The organism is Mobilicoccus massiliensis, assembly GCF_000826525.2.
Lineage (GTDB): Bacteria > Actinomycetota > Actinomycetes > Actinomycetales > Dermatophilaceae > Mobilicoccus > Mobilicoccus massiliensis.
On the sequence record NZ_LN651329.1, the window covers coordinates 337,356 to 354,408 of the forward strand.

General features: G+C 71.0%; 14 protein-coding genes. 9 read left to right on the top strand and 5 right to left on the bottom strand.

Annotated features, from left to right (window positions below):
• Nucleotides 1-52: 52 nt before the first annotated feature.
• Both BN1197_RS09335 and BN1197_RS09340 read right to left on the bottom strand, forming a co-directional pair.
• On the bottom strand, nucleotides 53-1,375 hold the full coding sequence (locus BN1197_RS09335; protein ID WP_040158634.1) for an FtsX-like permease family protein: 1,323 nt from the start codon (nucleotides 1,373-1,375) through the stop codon (nucleotides 53-55).
• Nucleotides 1,372-2,100, bottom strand: coding sequence for an ABC transporter ATP-binding protein (locus BN1197_RS09340; protein ID WP_052466423.1), 729 nt, complete (start codon nucleotides 2,098-2,100; stop codon nucleotides 1,372-1,374). Before BN1197_RS09340 ends, BN1197_RS09335 begins: the two co-directional genes overlap by 4 nt.
• Before the next feature lie 197 nt (nucleotides 2,101-2,297).
• Between BN1197_RS09340 and BN1197_RS09345 the strand changes: the two genes are divergently transcribed.
• Nucleotides 2,298-2,870: a hemerythrin domain-containing protein gene (locus BN1197_RS09345; RefSeq protein WP_052466348.1), complete on the top strand. Its 573-nt coding sequence runs from the start codon at nucleotides 2,298-2,300 to the stop codon at nucleotides 2,868-2,870.
• A 110-nt stretch (nucleotides 2,871-2,980) separates the two neighbouring features.
• Here the strand turns inward: BN1197_RS09345 and BN1197_RS09350 are convergent, their stop codons facing one another.
• Genes BN1197_RS09350 through BN1197_RS09360 form a run of 3 tightly spaced genes read right to left on the bottom strand, consistent with a single transcriptional unit; the run spans nucleotide 2,981 to nucleotide 4,833 of the window.
• Entirely contained in the window at nucleotides 2,981-3,517 is a 537-nt protein-coding gene (locus BN1197_RS09350; RefSeq protein ID WP_040158636.1) for a YbaK/EbsC family protein, read from the bottom strand.
• Nucleotides 3,518-3,559: 42 nt separating this feature from the next.
• A complete protein-coding gene (locus BN1197_RS09355; RefSeq protein WP_040158638.1) occupies nucleotides 3,560-4,111 on the bottom strand; it encodes a hypothetical protein in 552 nt (183 codons plus the stop codon).
• Complete coding sequence (locus BN1197_RS09360; protein ID WP_052466350.1) at nucleotides 4,108-4,833, bottom strand: ABC transporter ATP-binding protein; 726 nt, start codon at nucleotides 4,831-4,833, stop codon at nucleotides 4,108-4,110. Before BN1197_RS09360 ends, BN1197_RS09355 begins: the two co-directional genes overlap by 4 nt.
• 543 nt (nucleotides 4,834-5,376) lie before the next feature.
• Between BN1197_RS09360 and BN1197_RS09365 the strand changes: the two genes are divergently transcribed.
• The 8 genes from BN1197_RS09365 to proB all read left to right on the top strand — a co-directional run bounded on the left by BN1197_RS09365 (nucleotide 5,377) and on the right by proB (nucleotide 16,960).
• Nucleotides 5,377-6,276, top strand: coding sequence for a TIGR03936 family radical SAM-associated protein (locus BN1197_RS09365; RefSeq protein WP_040158641.1), 900 nt, complete (start codon nucleotides 5,377-5,379; stop codon nucleotides 6,274-6,276).
• Nucleotides 6,277-6,405: 129 nt separating this feature from the next.
• Complete coding sequence (locus BN1197_RS09370; RefSeq protein WP_040158643.1) at nucleotides 6,406-10,239, top strand: ribonuclease E/G; 3,834 nt, start codon at nucleotides 6,406-6,408, stop codon at nucleotides 10,237-10,239.
• A gap of 265 nt (nucleotides 10,240-10,504) precedes the next feature.
• Entirely contained in the window at nucleotides 10,505-10,813 is a 309-nt protein-coding gene (gene rplU, locus BN1197_RS09375) for a 50S ribosomal protein L21 (RefSeq protein ID WP_040158645.1), read from the top strand.
• A 34-nt stretch (nucleotides 10,814-10,847) separates the two neighbouring features.
• Complete coding sequence (gene rpmA, locus BN1197_RS09380; RefSeq protein ID WP_040158647.1) at nucleotides 10,848-11,102, top strand: 50S ribosomal protein L27; 255 nt, start codon at nucleotides 10,848-10,850, stop codon at nucleotides 11,100-11,102.
• 433 nt (nucleotides 11,103-11,535) lie between these two features.
• Complete coding sequence (gene obgE, locus BN1197_RS09385; protein ID WP_040158649.1) at nucleotides 11,536-13,071, top strand: GTPase ObgE; 1,536 nt, start codon at nucleotides 11,536-11,538, stop codon at nucleotides 13,069-13,071.
• Between the two features lie 159 nt (nucleotides 13,072-13,230).
• Nucleotides 13,231-13,665: a hypothetical protein gene (locus tag BN1197_RS09390; protein ID WP_040158651.1), complete on the top strand. Its 435-nt coding sequence runs from the start codon at nucleotides 13,231-13,233 to the stop codon at nucleotides 13,663-13,665.
• Between the two features lie 638 nt (nucleotides 13,666-14,303).
• Complete coding sequence (locus tag BN1197_RS09395) at nucleotides 14,304-15,551, top strand: IS256 family transposase (protein WP_040155334.1); 1,248 nt, start codon at nucleotides 14,304-14,306, stop codon at nucleotides 15,549-15,551.
• 278 nt (nucleotides 15,552-15,829) lie between these two features.
• Complete coding sequence (gene proB, locus BN1197_RS09400) at nucleotides 15,830-16,960, top strand: glutamate 5-kinase (RefSeq protein WP_245851871.1); 1,131 nt, start codon at nucleotides 15,830-15,832, stop codon at nucleotides 16,958-16,960.
• Nucleotides 16,961-17,053 lie beyond the last annotated feature (93 nt).

Genomic DNA, 17,053 nt, shown 5'->3' on the forward strand with positions numbered 1-17,053 from the left:
CGGATTCTCGCGCCGCGACCACGATCGGTGCCCGGCCCCCTCGACGTTCTCTCTACAACCGGGCGGCCGCGTCGACGAGGGTCCGTGAGGCGAGCACCGCGGCGACGAGAAGCGCGCAGGCGACGGCGACGGCCACCACGGTCCGCACGACGAGGCCGATCCCGATGAGGGCCGTCAACGGCAGCAGGATGAGCAGGGGGAACGTCGCGCCCAGAGCCACGGTGACGAGGACGGGGATGGTCACCTCCCGCAGGCGTGCCCGGTGCAGCAACGGCAGGGGAGCGCCCGCGTAGGCCAACGCCCGGTACTGAGGACGCTGGTCGTAGACGCGCGCGGCGTGGACGACTCCGGTCGACGTGGCCGCCACGACCGTGAGGATGGTGAGCGCGACGAGGGATCCGGTGCCGATGTCCTCACCGAGGACACGGATCTCCGCCTCGGACGCGTCACCGGACGCGATCATCGGGCCGACGCTGGACAGGGCCGCCACGAGGATGCCGAGCGCGAGAGCGCTGACGCTGCGCCACGTCGCCTTGGGATCGTCGACGATCCGGCGCGCGGCCAGAAGCGTGGCCGGGGTTCGGGCGAACCAGGCGACGATGTGGCCGGCGACCATGACGAGGAACGGTCCGACGACGTTGACCATGAGGACGACGAGGGCGAGGAACCCCAGCGCCACGCCCATGCCCTGCTCGCCGAGCGCAGTGAAGCCGAGCACCCAGACCGCCACGACGGCGGCGGCGACGAGCACGCGCACGATGCTCAGCCGCGCCGGGGTCGTTCGAGCGACGACGCCGAGGGGACCGACGACGACTCTCGCGAGGCCGCTGACGCCCGCGAGCACGGCCAGCACGATCACCCCGAGCATCACGAGGAGGAGCTCGAGGGGACCCACCCAGAGTTCGGCCACCGAGAGGTGACGACCCTGGAAGCTCAGCGACGACAGAGGCACGAGCAGCACGCCGTACAGAGCGGCACCGGCGACGGCACCCACCGCGGCCTGCACGGCCTGTTCGGCGAGCGTCATCACCGTGACCTGGCCATTCGTCGCCCCGACGAGCCGCAACGTGGCCAGCCGCGCATCTCGGCGGGAGACCGTGAGCCTGACCGCCACCGAGCCGAGCGTGAGGATCGGCACGACGAGAAGGACGGCGGCGGTGTAGGCGAGAACGAGGTAGACCTGTCCCAGGTGGCCGGCCGCGGAGGAGTGGACGGCGCGGCTCTCGAACGCGCCGACTCCGCCGAGGGTGACGAGGATCGCCGCCGTGGTCACGGCGAAGGCGGTGATCGACAGCATCGTCGGCAGCGCGGTATCGCGCCGCTCGTGCCGGGCCAGGCGCCAGGCGAGGGAGACGGGGGTGGCGAGCGCGTTCATCGCACGGGCCGTTCGTCGGCCACAACGCGACCGTCGCGCAGCCGCACCGTGCGCTCGCACCAGCGTGCGACGTTCTCGTCGTGGGTCACGACGACGAGCGAGCTGCCGGCGGCGCGACACCGGGTGACGAGGTGGTGCATGACGTCGGCGCCGGTCTGCTGGTCGAGTGCACCGGTCGGCTCGTCGGCGAAGACGACCCCGGGATCGCCGACGAGGGCCCGGGCGATGGCGACGCGCTGGGCCTGCCCTCCCGACAGCTCGCCGGGACGCCGGTTCGTCAGGGTCTCGAGACCGAGCGGTGCGAACAGCGTCGCGGCCCGCGCGGTCGCCTCGGCCCGGGGGAGGCCGGCGAGCATGAGGGGTAGGGCGGCGTTCTCGATGGCCGGGAGCTCGGGCAGCAGGTGCCCGGACTGGAACACGAAGCCGAAGTCGGTGCGCCGCAGGCGGGTCCGGTCGGCGTCGCCGAGCGTCGCGAGGTCACGACCTCCCCAGAGAACGGCCCCGGAGGTGGGCGTGAGCACGCCCGCGAGCAGGTGCAGAAGGGTCGTCTTGCCCGATCCGGACGGCCCCATGATGGCGACGGTCTCCCCGCCGGCGATGGCGAGACCGACGCCGTCGAGCGCGGGAATGCCGGCGCCGGGGTAGGTCTTGACGAGAGCGGAGGCCACGAGATCTCCCGTGGTGACGACAGGCTTCGGCGCGGGCCGCGATGTGCGCGTGAACATGACTCGAGCCTGCCGCGGCCGGCCGTCGTCGGTCATCGTGCCGCGGGCGGACGTGGGGTCCGACGACGGTGTGGCTCTGTCGAGGCGCGGATCCTCCTGCGCGTGGACCCTCGGCAACCCGCGCCGGGCGACCCTCGGCCCCAGAGACGACGCGTACGGATCGCGTGGAAGACTGGAAGAGACGGGAAGGAAGCGACATGTGTCAGTACTGCGGATGCGATCAGATCGGCCCGATCGGTGCTCTCATGGACGACCATTTCGAGATCCGCAACCTGTGTGGTCACATCCGCCGGCACGTCGAGGCCGGTGAGCGGGCCGAGGCCCTCGAATACCTGCGCGAACTCAAACGGTTCTTCAGCGTGCACAACGTCGTCGAGGAGGCCGGGCTGTACCTCTCCATGACCCGGTTCGAGGAGTACGAGGACATGGCGGGCACGCTCTACGACGAGCACGACGCTCTCGACGCCCTCATCGACGACGCCCTCGCCCTCGCCGACGCAGGGCGCATCGGCGACATCGACTTCGAGCCGCTGCTCAAGGAGTTCGTCGTGCTCTTCGAGCACATCAACCACGAGGACAACGGCCTGTTCCCGGCCTCCGCGGTCGCCCTCGACGACGAGGACTGGGCCCGCTGCGAACGCCTCCGCGACGAGGCCGTCGCACGCCTCGACCGCCCGCTGTGGAGCGAGCAGACTCACGCGTCATCCGCTGCCAAGCGCGCCCACGCCACCACGCACACCCACGCGGACGGGACCACGCACACCCACTGATCTCGCGCCCACCCGCTTCCTCCCGCTCGAACAGGCGTTTCCACCACACGCACTCGCGCGCGCACCGTGAGCGGGGGCCGTGAACGTGGGGCCGGGGCTGCCCCGCCGGTTCAGCCCCGGGGGAGAGCGAGCGGCAGCACGCGCGCGTTGGGCAAGGCGGCGAGGACGGCACCGTCGAGGAGGATCTTCGCGTCGCGCACGCCGCCGCCGATGACGACCGGCCCGGCATGCGCCACGGCCTCGTCGACGAGGACCACCCAGTCCTCGGGCAACCCGACGGGGGTGATGCCACCAGAGGTCATCCCGGTGCGTTCCTCGGTGTCGGCCTGATCGGCGAAGCTCACCTTGCGCACGTCGAGCTCCTTGCGCACGACCTTGTTGATGTCGGCCCGATCGGTGGCGAGGACGACGACCGCCGCCCGGGTCTCGCGCTCACCGCGACGCCCGTGGACGACGACGCAGTTGGCGCTCGCCTCCGGGGCGACGTCGTAGGCCTCACAGAACGCCGCCGTGTCGGCGAGCGTCGGATCGATCGCGGCGACTCTCGCGCCGGGAACGAGCGGGGCCGCGGCGGCGACGGAGGGGGCGACGAGGTGCGCGGATTCGGCCAGCGACGTCCAGGTGAGGGTTCCTTCGGGGCTCGGCATGTCCCGACGGTACCGAGCGATCGGTTCGAGCGACGCAGGCGATCACGCCCGGCCGGTGCCGACCCCGGCCTCCTGGGGCCGGGCGTCCGCGCACGACCTGGAGGCCACCCGGACCCGCCGGACGACGATGACGCCCGCGGCCAGCGCGAGAATCGCGCTGGGCAACAGGGCGACCGGCATGGTGGGGGTGAGGTCGGCTCCCGTGAACCGCAGAAGCCACACGAGGAGAGCGTCGGCGGCCACGCCCGCGACGACGCCGGGCACGGCCGAGTCGGCCACGTCGAGGGCTCCGATGACCGTCGTCTGTGCGCGTGACGCCCCGGTGGTGCGCAGGACGGCGAGCCGGCGACTCTCCGTGCGGCGCAGGAGACTGCGGGAGGCGAGCACCGCGGTAAGAACGAGTGCGGCCACGATGGCGACGACCGCACCGACGAGGGTCCCGTCGAGCCGCTCCTGCTGGGCGGCGAGGGCGATGAGCCCACCCGCGGCGAGCAGCGCCCAGGTCATGAGGCCGAAGGATGCCGCGATCGCGAGATCGCGGGGGTGCTCGGAGGTGGAGCGCAGCAGCCACCAGAGCCGGACCGCGGCCCTCACAGCAGGGCCTGGCCCGCGTAGTGCACGGCGCCCTGACGCCGCACGCGACCGTCCACGATCTCGAGACGTCGCGCGCAGCGGTCGGCGACGCGTTCGTCGGCGGTGCCGAGCACCAGCGCGGCACCGGTCGCGGTGCAGCGCGTGAGAAGGATGTCGAGCACCTCGGCGCGGTCGACGGGGTCGAGCGCGCCGGTCGGGTCGTCGACGACGACGAGCTGCGGCGCCGTGACCAGCGCGCGGCCGAACGCCACGAGCACGCGGTCGCGCTCGGAGAGTTGCGACATGCGCCGCGCTCCGGCCCCCGTGAGTCCGACGACGTCGAGCAGATCGGCCGCTCGGCCCGCGGCCTCGCGGTGCGACCAACCATCCAGCAGTAGCGGAAGGGCGATGTTCTCGGAGACGGGAAGCTCCGGCAGCACGGCGTCATCGAGCACGACACCGACGTCCCTACGACGAAGGGCACTGCGCGCCGAGTCGGAAAGACGCACGAGGTCGTGACCGCCCCAGTGCACCCAGCCCGTGGTCGGCATCGCCAGGCCCGCGAGCACCTGACAGAGGACGCGCGGTGCTCCGGCGTCGTCGTCGCGCCCGAGAACCGCGACGCTCTCACCGGGCGCGATCGTCAGATCGGCGCCGCGCAGGACTTCACGACCGTCGCGGATGCAACGCAGATCCTGCGCGACGACGGCAGCGGGGGCGAGAGACGGGCTCGACATGCTCATGGCTCAATCCTCCCGGTGGGGGAATCGGCGCACATCAGCCCGGAGGCTCATTCGCACTCATCCCGAGGTAGGTGTCTCACCGCCTCAGGGCGTAGGGGTCGACCGGGGAGAACCCCGAGCCTCGGGCTCCGGGAGCCCCTGACCGCTCGACCAGGAGCAGGGTGTGGCTCCCCGGACGGGGACGCGACGTGGACCCGTGCGACCGTTCGCGCAACAAAGACCGGTGAGATGCGGACTGCCGTGAGACCGCGTTCGCGTCTTTGCAGGTCAGCGGGCTGCGCCCTCCTACACCCTTCGCACTGACCGGTCTTTCTTGCGCGAGTTTTCGGCGGCCGGCTATCGGGCGGTCCTTCCGGTCGAGTCCTCCGGTCGAGTCATCCACGGTGGTGTGACGTTCGAACAGGCGGTTCAATCCGGCCTCGCGTGGTCGAGTCGCCTGTTCGAGTAGGGGGCTCGACGCGTCCGTCGGCGCTCGCCACCGACGCGGTGCGCCGCCGAGCGAGGGGTTCGAACGGGGTCGGGAGGGCCGGTAGCCTTCGGCAGATGGCTCGTCAGCGTGTTCCCGAAGGTCCGCCCGCCGTGCCGGCGGTGCAGAAGCTGCGCATCCGGTACGCCAAGCGTGGCCGGTTGCGATTCAGTTCGACCCGAGACTTTCAGCGCGCCCTCGAGCGGGCCGTCCGCCGCGCGGGGGTGCCGATGGCGTACTCGGCCGGCTTCCACCCGCACCCGAGGATCAGTTACGCCAACGCGGCCCCGACGGGAACGGCGAGCGAGGCGGAGTACGTCGAGATCGGCGTCGTCGAACGGCTCGACCCCGAGCGGCTCCGGGCTGCTCTCGACGAGGCATTGCCACCGGGCTACGACGTGCTGCACGTGGCCGAGGCGACGACCGGTGCGCTCGCCGACGCCCTGGAGGGCAGCCTGTGGCGGATCGAGCTGGGCGGGGTGACGGCGGAGCAGGTGCGCGACTCGATCGAGGCGTTCCTCGCGTTGCCCGAGGTGCTCGTCACCCGCACGTTCAAGAAGGGGCCGCGCACGTTCGACGTGCGGGAGGCCGTGCTCGACATGGCGGTGATCGGGGACGACGAGACCGGCGGGGGCGCCGAGACCGTCGATGCTGTTCCGGCCGGCATCGACGAGCAGGATGACGAGCACGACGACGCGCTCGACGGCTCGCAGGTCGACCGCGTCTCGGCGGCGGATCGGGGCTCCTGTGCGATACTGCACATGGTCGTACGGCACACCACACCGGCCGTACGCCCCGATGACGTTCTGACCGCGTTGCGCACCGCAGCCGCCTTGAGCCCGCCGTCGCCCCCGCTGGTGACGCGACTCGCACAGGGCCCGTTGCTCGATGCACCGGCGCGGGTGGCCGATCCACTGGCCACGCATCAGGAGGCCATCGGCGTCCATCCGGTGACGCGCGACACGCGAGCCGGGTAGACGTAACGACACGACTTCCGTCGTGCCGAACCCGGCACGACGACGCACGAACCGCGCACCCGCGCGGCGGAGGGGGCGAGGACGCCCGAGGTGTGGTCACCGTCGCTCGGATGACGGAAGGAACGCCGCATGGCTTCCCCTACCGACGATGCGTCGCTGGAACCGACCGCGTCCAACACACCCAGCACGACCACCGGAGCGGCCGACGACGCGCCGACCCCCGCCTCGACCCCCGCGGCTCCCGGAGCCGACATCGCCGTCGAACAGGCCCCGGCGCCGCGCAAACGCTCGACGCGCACGGCCGAGTCCCGGCAGGCGGCCGCCAAGAAGGCCGCTGCCACCCGCGCCCGCAAGAAGGCCGAGGCCGCGGCCCGGCTCGCGCAGGAATCCGCTGCTCAGGTCGATGACGCGTCTGTGACCGCCGTCCCGACCGCCGCGGGGTCCTCCGACTCGACCTCCGCGGCCGAGGGCGCGCCCGTCGAGCCCGCGACCCACGCGGAGCCGGCGTCCGGCACCCGGCCCGCCCGGCGCAGCCGCCGTTCGACTGCCGCGGCGACGACTCCCGCACCGGAGCCCACTCCCGATGTCGCCGCGCCCGCTGTCGTCTCCGACGAGACGGAGGAGACTGACGAGACGCTCGAGGCGCCTCTGCCGGATCGTGAGGCGGCGTTCGCTCCCGCCGCTCCCGGCGACACGCTCGTCGCGGAGACCGCCGAGGACGCCGACGAAGGCGGCGAGCGGGCAGAAGACGTTCAGGCGACGGAATCCGACAGTGCTTCGCAGGCCACCGCTGGCGCTGGCGAAGGTGAGGTCGTCGACCTCTCGGGCACCCTGCCCGATCCGTCGAGCGACCCGGTGGTCGTCGCCGCTCGCGGTCGCGGCCGACGCAGCACGGCCGCCGCGCAGACCCCGCCGCCCGCGCCCGGCTTCGGGCTGCTGTTCCAGGCGCCCGATCCGAGCGAGTTCCTCGCCCCGGCCACGCCGACGGGCGAGGACACCGATACCGAGTCCGACGTCTCCGACGACAGTGACCACGACAACCGTGAGGACTCCGACGAGCGGGGCTCGCGGCGCTCTCGGGGTCGTGGTCGAGGCCGCCGCCGCGGCGGTCGCCAGGACGCCGGGGACGGGTCGGACGAGCAGGATGGAACCGACGCGCAGCCCCAGCGCGCCGGCGGTGAGGCCGAGCCGAGCGACCGCGACGACGACGGTTCGGACGACGACGGTGACGAGGGCGACGACAACGGTCGCCGCCGCCGTCGCCGCGGGGGGCGCGGCCGCCGCCGTTCGGGCGGCCGCGGCGGCGAGAACACCGACGATGCCGGCGACAACGATTCCGACGACGAGACCGGTGACGGGGGGCGGGACGATTCCCGCTCCGAGGGGTCTCGCGACTCCGGTGGTCGGGGCGAGGGTGGTCAGACCGACGGCGGAGACAACGGCGACGCCGACTCCTCCGGATCCGGGCGCCGACGCCGTCGTCGCCGCCGCAGCGGCAGCGCCGGTGACTCCGACGATCCGCCCGGCACCGTCACCAAGGTGCGCGAACCGCGTGACACCGCGACCGGCATCAAGGGCTCGACGCGTCTCGAGGCCAAGCGTCAGCGCCGCCGTGAAGGGCGTGAGGCCGGGCGTCGACGCACGATCATCACCGAGGCGGAGTTCCTCGCGCGCCGTGAGGCCGTCGAACGGGTCATGGTCGTGCGTGAACGCGGTGAGCACACGCAGATCGGCGTGCTCGAGGACGGCATCCTCGTCGAGCACTACATCTCCGGCGGCGGCAGCGCGCAGGGCGCGGCCGGTGCTCCCGGAGCCTCGATGGCCGGCAACGTCTACCTCGGCCGGGTGCAGAACGTGCTCCCGAGCATGGAGGCGGCGTTCGTCGACATCGGCAAGGGCCGTAACGCCGTGCTCTACGCCGGCGAGGTCAACTGGGACGCGGCCGGGCTCGAGCAGCACAAGGCGCGCCGGATCGAGAACGCGCTGAGCAACGGCCAGTCGGTGGTCGTGCAGGTCACCAAGGACCCGATCGGGCACAAGGGCGCCCGGCTCACCTCGCAGATCTCACTGCCGGGCCGGTACCTCGTCTACGTGCCGGGCGGTTCGATGACCGGCATCTCGCGCAAGCTGCCCGACACCGAGCGCACGCGGCTGAAGAAGATCCTCAAGTCGATCGTCCCCGATGAGGCGGGTGTCATCGTGCGCACCGCGGCCGAGGGGGCGAGCGAGGCCGAGCTCACCGCCGATGTCGAGCGGCTACAGCGTGCCTGGGAGAAGATCCAGAAGAAGGCCAAGACCGGCAACGCGCCGGTGCTGCTGCACGGTGAGGTCGATCTGACCACCCGCGTGGTCCGCGACGTGTTCAACGAGGACTTCACCAAGCTCGTCGTCTCCGGCGAAGGTGCGTGGGAGTCGATCAGCGACTACGTCGAGTCGGTCGCACCGGACCTCGCCGATCGACTGCAGCGGTGGACGGGGGAGAAGGACGTCTTCGCCGAGTACCGCGTCGACGAACAGATCGCCAAGGCGATGGACCGCAAGGTGTGGCTGCCCTCGGGCGGCTCGCTCGTCATCGACCGCACCGAGGCGATGACCGTCGTCGACGTCAACACCGGCAAGTTCACCGGCTCCGGCGGCAACCTCGAGGAGACCGTCACCAGGAACAACATCGAGGCGGCCGAGGAGATCGTGCGTCAGCTCCGGCTGCGTGACATCGGCGGCATCATCGTCATCGACTTCATCGACATGGTGCTCGAGTCCAACCGCGAGCTGGTCGTGCGCCGCCTCGTCGAATGCCTCGGTCGCGACCGCACCAAGCACCAGGTCGCCGAGGTCACCTCCCTCGGCCTCGTGCAGATGACCCGCAAGCGCGTGGGCGCCGGGCTCATCGAGGTGTTCTCCGAGGAGTGCGAGGCCTGTGGCGGCCGCGGCATCCACATCAGCAGCGAGCCCCTCGATCACGGCCACGACTCAGGTCGCGGAGACGACCGCGGCCGGGGGAGCCGGAGCCGTCGTGGTGGCCGCGGAGGCAACGGCGGCAGTGGGCACGGCAGCAGTGGGCACGGCGGCAGTGGACACGGCGGCAGTGGACACGGCAACACAGGGCATAGCGGTGGCAGGGGTGGCTCGGCCGGTCACGCCGAGGGAACGAGGTCGGAGCAGACCACACCCACGCCATCGGGACCGACGCCTGCGCAGATCGCGGCGGCGGCCTACGCGGCAGCGGTCCAGTCGCACGAATCGGGTGCGACGAAGGCGACCGACGGCGACGCGCCCATGGAGACCGCCGCCGTCGAGGCGATCGTCGAGGAGCACCTGTCCGACATCGAGGTTCCCGTCCCCACCTCCGAGGACGTCTCGGATGGCGAATCGCACCGCCCGGCCAGACGGCGTGGTTCGCGTCGCGCGTCCTCGCCCACGTCGGCCCCGGCCGCGCCCGTCGTGGAGCCGGAGACGGCGGCCACCGACGGGGCGTCGGGGGCGCCGGCCGCGGTCAGCGGGCGAGTGACCGGCAGGGTCACGGGACGAGCGAATCCGCCGACGGTCGCGAGCGAGACGCCGGAGGCAGCGAGCGGCGCCGATTCGACGGGAGGCGGCGGCCCTGCGACCGCAGAGCCGGCCGTGCCCGCCGCAACCGCTCAACCCGATGAACCCGCGGAGGCGCCTCGGACACCACGTCGCCGCGCCGGAAGACGGGCGGCGAGCGCACCGTCGACCGCACCCGCCGGTGCCGAGGGGGGCGTGTTCACCGCCGAGGAGGCTCCCTCGATGTCCGCCGCGCCCCTGACGGTGGCGGCCGCCGACGCCGCACCCGCGTCCGACGACGCATCCGCCCCGGGCGACGACACCTCGGACGCCACCACGCCCGCCCCGAGACGGCGCCGCGCCGCGCGTCGCGCCGCCGGATCTCCTGCGGGTCCGCCGCGCACGACCGGGGAGCCGCACACGGCCGGGGAGCACTGACCCGCGAGTCGCCGAGACAGCCGTCCTTTCCTGCCTCACCCACCCGATCTCGTCTCACCGACGAAAGCCGGGCCGGGAAGGACGGCTGTCTTGACGGTCCTGGCAGGCAGGTTTGGTCGGATCCGACTCCCTCACGTACCCTGGAGAGTCGGTGCGCCCACCGAGATCCGTGCTTCGAGAGTCCAGACGCTCCACCGCGTCCACGACCCGTCGCGACGGGCCGGTCACAAGAGGTGCTACGAACGAGAAAACAGGAGTCATCCACGTGTATGCGATCGTCCGCGCAGGCGGCCGTCAGGAAAAGGTCGCCGTCGGCGACGTCCTCATCGTCGACAAGGTCAAAGGCGAGCCCGGCGACAGCCTCGAACTCGCCCCCATCCTCCTCGTCGACGGAGACAAGGTGACGACCGACGCCTCCGCCCTCGCGAAGGTCAAGGTCTCGGCCGAGATCGTCAAGCCCACCAAGGGCCCCAAGATCACCATCATGCGATACAAGAACAAGACGGGCTACAAGAAGCGTCAGGGCCACCGTCAGCACTCGACGCAGATCAAGGTCACCGCGATCGACGCCTGAGGCGTCACGCGACAAGCGAGAGGCAGACACAGACATGGCACACAAGAAGGGTGCGTCCAGCTCCAAGAACGGACGCGACTCCAACGCCCAGTACCTCGGCGTCAAGCGCTTCGGCGGGCAGCTCGTCAACGCGGGCGAGATCCTCGTCCGTCAGCGCGGCACCCACTTCCACCCCGGTGACAACGTCGGCCGCGGCAAGGACGACACCCTGTTCGCCCTCGCCGCCGGCGAAGTCGCCTTCGGCACCAAGCGCGGACGGCGTACCGTCAACGTGACCGCCAGCGCCTGACCGGCGCTTCGCGCCTACGTCGGAAGGCGTGGACGCGGCTTCGCTGCGGCGTTCTTTCTGTTCCGATCGACGAGGCTCGCTTCGCTCGCGGTCGATCGGCGAAATTCGAATCCCAGGGCTCACCGTTGGTGGTGGTCCTGGGATTCGAATTTCGGGCGCGGGTTCTGGCCACGGTTTCCGTGATTGCCGGCGCGGCGTTCGTTGAAGCGGTGGTCGCGCGGCGAGTACTGTCCGCGGTTTCTTGGTCGCGAGTGGGAAGTGCGTCACTTCTTCTATGGCTTTGCGTGTCGTGCTTGGTTTCTTCGGGCGTCGGCCCACGCACGCGTTCCTGACTGCCTGAGCGACTCTCCGGTGGTGGGGAATTGTGAACGAGGGTTGACTGGTTGTTTCTTACCCGTAACCCCCTTCCTTCGAAATCCCTCCGGGAGGACCAATGGCATCCCCGACGTTCGTCGATCGCGTCACCCTGCACATCGGTGCGGGGAACGGCGGGCACGGGTGTGCCTCCGTGCGACGCGAGAAGTTCAAACCGCTCGGCGGACCCGACGGTGGCAACGGCGGAAACGGCGGCGACGTCATCCTCCGCGTCGACCACCAGGTCACCACCCTCCTCGACTACCACCGCAGCCCACACCGCCGCGCCGGCAACGGGCGGCCCGGCGAAGGCGACGACCGCAACGGCGGTCACGGCGACGAGCTCATCCTGCCCGTTCCCGATGGCACCGTCGTCAAGAACTCCCGAGGCGAGGTCGTCGCCGACCTCGTCGGTGAAGGCTCCGAATACCTCGCCGCCCACGGCGGCCGCGGCGGCCTCGGCAACAAGGCCCTCGCCTCCACCAAACGCAAGGCCCCCGGCTTCGCCCTCCTCGGCGAACCCGGTGACACCACCGACCTCACCCTCGAACTCAAGACCCTCGCCGACGTCGCTCTCATCGGCTTCCCCTCCGCCGGTAAATCCAGCCTCGTCTCGGTCATCTCCGCCGCCAAACCCAAGATCGCCGACTACCCCTTCACGACCCTCGTGCCCAACCTCGGCGTCGTCACCGCCGGCGACGTGCGCTACACCGTCGCCGACGTCCCGGGCCTCATCCCCGGCGCCCACGAGGGCCGCGGTCTCGGCCTCGAGTTCCTCCGCCACGTCGAACGTTGCTCGGTGCTCGTCCACGTCGTCGACTGCGCCACCCTCGAACCGGGTCGCGACCCCATGACCGACCTCGACGTCATCGAGAACGAGCTGCGTCAGTACGTGCCCGACGAGTCCCTCGGCGGACGCCCCCTCTCCGAGCGCACCCGCGTCGTCGTCCTCAACAAGGCCGACGTGCCCGAGGCCCGTGAGCTCGCCGAGTTCGTCAAACCCGACCTTGAGGCTCGCGGTCTCGAGGTGCATATCGTCTCCGCCGTCGCGCGCACCGGACTCAAGGAGCTCACCTTCGCGCTCGCCCGGCACGTCGAAGCCGCCCGCGCGGAGTTCGGCGACGTCGAGGAACGGCGTCGGGTCGTCATCCGGCCCCAGCCCGTCGACGACGGCGGTGCGTTCGCCGTCCGGCGCGAGAACACCCCCGAGGGCGTTGCGTTCCGCGTGACCGGCGACAAGCCCACCCGTTGGGTGCGGCAGACCGACTTCTCCAACGACGAGGCCGTCGGCTACCTCGCCGACCGGCTCAACCGCCTGGGCGTCGAGGACGAACTCGTCAAGGTGGGCGCCGTCGCCGGGGACACCGTCATCATCGGTGCCGAGGACGACGCGGTCGTCTTCGACTGGGAGCCCACTCTCTCCTCCGGCGCCGAACTGCTCGGCACCGTCGGCCCCCGCGGTACCGACATCCGTCTCGAGGAGTCGCACCGCCCCACCCGTGCCGAGAAGCGCGAGGACTACGACCTGCGCCGCGCCGCCAAACAGGCCGCCCGCGACGAGCTCGCCGCCGAACGCAGGGCCGGGGTCTGGACGTCGGCGGATTCCGACGACTGACGGTCCGTTCGCCGACGGTTTCGTGTATCGCGGACCCGGGCGTCCGGTTGTGCGCAAGACCCGTGGCCAGGTCGGCGTCTCCTCTCTACTCTGAGAAGACGCCGGAGCTGTCGCCCCCTTCGCGAAGGCCCGTGACTCGTGTGAACCGAAGGGAGGCCCGTGGTGATCGTCATCGACGCCCGCATGCCGGTGCCGCCGGCCGTGCCCGTGGTGCAGCAGCCGTCGCCTGGAAAGACCACGACGAATACCGATCGCGCCGAGAAGGATCCGCGTCTCACGTGGGGGAGCGCCGCCGGGTACTCCGGGGGGCTCGGGTTCAGCGTGCTCGACCGCGCGCTCATCCGTGCCGTGACCGGCGAAGACGCCGAGATGATCCACCCGAGCGACCTGTCGGCGTTCGCGTTCCAGATCCTCACCGACCGCCACAACGGCCGCCTGCCCGCCGGTCGCGAGGTCGACCTTGACTACCTCGCCCGCACCCACCGCCGGCTCTCCGGCCTCGGCGAGAACAACCCCTTCGCCGGCGCACTCCTGCGCCGCGCGATCCAGTTCGTGCAGTCCCGCGCGAGCGGCCGCGTCGACGTCGTCCTCTGACCGCTCGAACAGGCGGTTTCGCCCGGTCTCACGCGCTCGGACAGGCCCTTTCACCAGCTTCAGACGCTCGGACAGGCGGTTTCACCGGTTTCGCGTGGTGGAAAGGCCTGTTTGAGCGCGGACGCGGGTTCGAAACGCCTGTCTGGGCGCGGTCGGGGTGAAGTCGTCGCCCTCTGACCGCTGAGACAGGCGGTTTCGTCGGATTTCGCGCGGTGGAGGCGCCTGTCTGAGCGCGGACGCGGGTTGGAACCGCCTGTGTGAGCGGGGTCGGGGTGAAGTCGTCGTCCTCTGACCGCTGAGACAGGCGGTTTCGTCCGGTTTCGTGCGGTGGAGGCGCCTGTTTGAGCGCGGACGCGGGTTCGAAAGGCCTGTGTGAGCGGGGTCGGGGTGAAGTCGTCGTCCTCTGACCGCTGAGACAGGCGGTTTCGTCGGGTTTCGTGCGGTGGAAGCGCCTGTCTGAGCGCGGACGCGGGTTCGAAACGCCTGTGTGAGTGGGGCCGGGGTGGGGAGTTGAGTCCCTGATAGTGGTGTAGCGCGGTCGTCGAGATCGTCACCGGCGTGGACGTCGGACGCAGGCGCGGCCACCGCGTGATCCTTCGAGTTCACCTCTCACAGATCTCTCGAATGGAGTCATCACGATGACCGCTCCCCACATTGTCGACCCTGCACGTCTGCTGGGCGAAGCACTCGCCGAAGCCTCACCCGATCTGATGCGCTCGCTGTTGCAGACGATGATCAACGCCCTGCTCTCGGCTGATGCTGATGCGGTGGTCGGTGCCGAGTACGGCCGCCCCAGCCCGGGCCGGACCGCGCAGCGCAACGGGTACCGTCACCGCCCCCTGGACACCCGGGTCGGGACCATCGACATCGCAGTCCCCAAGCTGCGCAAGGGCACCTACTTCCCCGAGTGGCTGCTTGAGCGCCGCAAGCGCGCCGAAACCGCCCTGATCACGGTCGTGGCGGACTGCTACCTCGCCGGCGTGTCCACGCGGCGGATGGACAAGCTGGTCAAGACCCTCGGGATCGACTCACTGTCCAAGTCGCAGGTCTCGAGGATGGCGGCCGAGCTCGACGAGCACGTCGAGGAGTTCCGCCACCGGCCGGTGGACGCAGCTGGGCCGTTCACGTTCGTCGCCGCGGACGCGTTGACCATGAAGCTCCGCGAAGGCGGGCGGGTCGTCAACGCCGTCGTGCTGCTGGCCACCGGCGTGAACGGCGACGGGCACCGCGAGGTCCTCGGTATGCGCGTGGCCACTGCTGAGACCGGCTCGGTGTGGAACGAGTTCTTCGCCGACCTGGTTGCCCGCGGTCTGACCGGTGTCCGGCTGGTCACCAGCGACGCGCACCAGGGTCTGGTCGAGGCGATCGCGGCGAACCTTCCCGGAGCGTCCTGGCAGCGGTGCCGCACCCACTACGCCGCGAACCTCATGTCGGTGACACCCAAGAGCATGTGGCCCGCGGTCAAGGCGATGCTGCACAGCGTGTACGACCAGCCCGACCGTCCCGCGGTCCACGCCCAGTTCGACCGACTCCTGGACTACGTCGAGGGAAAGCTGCCCGAGGTCCACGACCACCTCGACGGCGCCCGCGCCGACATCCTGGCCTTCACCGGCTTCCCCAAGGACGTGTGGACCCAGATCTGGTCCAACAATCCCGCCGAACGCCTCAACCGCGAGATCCGGCGCCGCACCGACGCCGTGGGCATCTTCCCCACCCGCGACGCCATCGTCCGGCTCGTCGGAGCCGTCCTGGCCGAGCAGACCGACGAATGGGCCGAAGGCCGCCGCTACCTCGGACTCGAGGTCCTCGCCCGCTGCCGGGTCAACATCGTCCCCAACACCGAACCCGAGATCGGAGCTGATGACCTGCCCGCCCTGACCGCCTGACCCATCAAGAAGGAGAACGCAGCGCTACACCACTACCAGGGACTTGACCGGGTGGGGTCGTTGTCTTCTGACCGCTGAGACAGGCGGTTTCGTCGGATTCCGTGCGGTGAAAGCGCCTGTCTGAGCGCGGATGCGGGTTGGATACGCCTGTTTGAGCGCGGATGCGGGTTCGAAACGCCTGTGTGAGCGGGGGCGCGGGGTAGAAGCGCCTGTTCGGGCGAGGATGCGCGGTGGAAGTGCCTGTTCGAGCGGGGGCGTGGGGTGGGTAGGCTCGGCGAGTGAGTTCCGATGCCCTGAGCGCCGCGCGGGAGCGCATCCGCGACGCCCGCACGATCGTCGTCAAGGTGGGGTCGAGTTCGCTGACGACACCCGAGGGCGTACTCGACACCGGGCGACTCGCTGCGCTCGCGGACTCGCTCGCGACCCGCCGCCTCGCGGGGTCGAACGTCGTGCTCGTGTCCTCCGGAGCCATCGCTGCCGGCATCGTGCCGCTCGGGCACACCTCCCGGCCGCGTGATCTGGCGACGCAGCAGGCGGCGGCCAGCGTCGGTCAGGGCGCGCTCATCGCCGCGTACACCTCGGCGTTCGGCGCGCACGGTCTGACCGTCGGCCAGGTTCTCCTCACGGTCGAGGACCTCATCCGCCGTCAGAACTACGGCAACGCCCGCCGCGCCGTCGGTCGACTGCTGCACCTCGGCGTCGTGCCCGTCGTCAACGAGAACGACGCCGTCGCCACCGACGAGATCGGTTTCGGCGACAACGACCGTCTCGCCGCGCTCGTCGCCCACCTCACGCACGCCGACGCGTTGCTGCTGCTCACCGACGTTGACGGGCTCTACGACGGCCCGCCCAGCGAGCCCGGCTCCGCCCGTCTCGAGCTCGTCCGCGGCCAGGAGGACCTCGTGTCGGTGCGGCTCGGGGGCACCGGTTCGAAGGTCGGCACCGGCGGCATGGTCACCAAGGTCGAGGCCGCGCGCATCGCCACCGGCGCGGGGGTGACGACGATCCTCACCAGCGCCGATCAGCTCACCGACGCGCTCACCGGCCGTGACGTCGGCACGGTGTTCCTGCCCACCGGGGCGCGGCCCGCCTCCCGCATGTTGTGGCTCGCGCACGCGAGTGAGCCCGCGGGGAGGCTCGTCGTCGACGACGGCGCGGTTCGTGCCCTGCTGGGCCGCGGCGCGTCGCTGCTGCCGGCGGGCATCGTGCGCATCGAGGGCTCGTTCGACGAGGGCGCGCCCGTCGAGGTCGTCGACCGGCGCGGGGCCGGTGTCGCGCGCGGTCTCGTCGCCTACAGCAGCGACGAGTTGCCTCGCCTCCTCGGGCGCAGCACCACGTGGATCGCCGACGTCTTCGGCGAGGAGTACGCCCGCGAGATCATCCACCGCGATCACCTCGTCCTCGTCTGATCCCGGCCGATCGAGGTCTGCGGCCACGTCTTGCGCGCCGGTGAGCCGCGTCGCACCCATGCGAGCTCGCCAAGCTGTCACGCAAGGGGACCG

Coding starts and splice junctions, on each gene's coding strand:
- BN1197_RS09335 (WP_040158634.1), bottom strand. CDS start 1,375: ATGAACGCGCTCGCCACCCCCGTCTCCCTCGCCTGGCGCCTGGCCCGG.
- BN1197_RS09340 (WP_052466423.1), bottom strand. CDS start 2,100: ATGTTCACGCGCACATCGCGGCCCGCGCCGAAGCCTGTCGTCACCACG.
- BN1197_RS09345 (WP_052466348.1), top strand. CDS start 2,298: ATGTGTCAGTACTGCGGATGCGATCAGATCGGCCCGATCGGTGCTCTC.
- BN1197_RS09350 (WP_040158636.1), bottom strand. CDS start 3,517: ATGCCGAGCCCCGAAGGAACCCTCACCTGGACGTCGCTGGCCGAATCC.
- BN1197_RS09360 (WP_052466350.1), bottom strand. CDS start 4,833: ATGAGCATGTCGAGCCCGTCTCTCGCCCCCGCTGCCGTCGTCGCGCAG.
- BN1197_RS09365 (WP_040158641.1), top strand. CDS start 5,377: ATGGCTCGTCAGCGTGTTCCCGAAGGTCCGCCCGCCGTGCCGGCGGTG.
- BN1197_RS09370 (WP_040158643.1), top strand. CDS start 6,406: ATGGCTTCCCCTACCGACGATGCGTCGCTGGAACCGACCGCGTCCAAC.
- rpmA (WP_040158647.1), top strand. CDS start 10,848: ATGGCACACAAGAAGGGTGCGTCCAGCTCCAAGAACGGACGCGACTCC.
- obgE (WP_040158649.1), top strand. CDS start 11,536: ATGGCATCCCCGACGTTCGTCGATCGCGTCACCCTGCACATCGGTGCG.
- BN1197_RS09395 (WP_040155334.1), top strand. CDS start 14,304: ATGACCGCTCCCCACATTGTCGACCCTGCACGTCTGCTGGGCGAAGCA.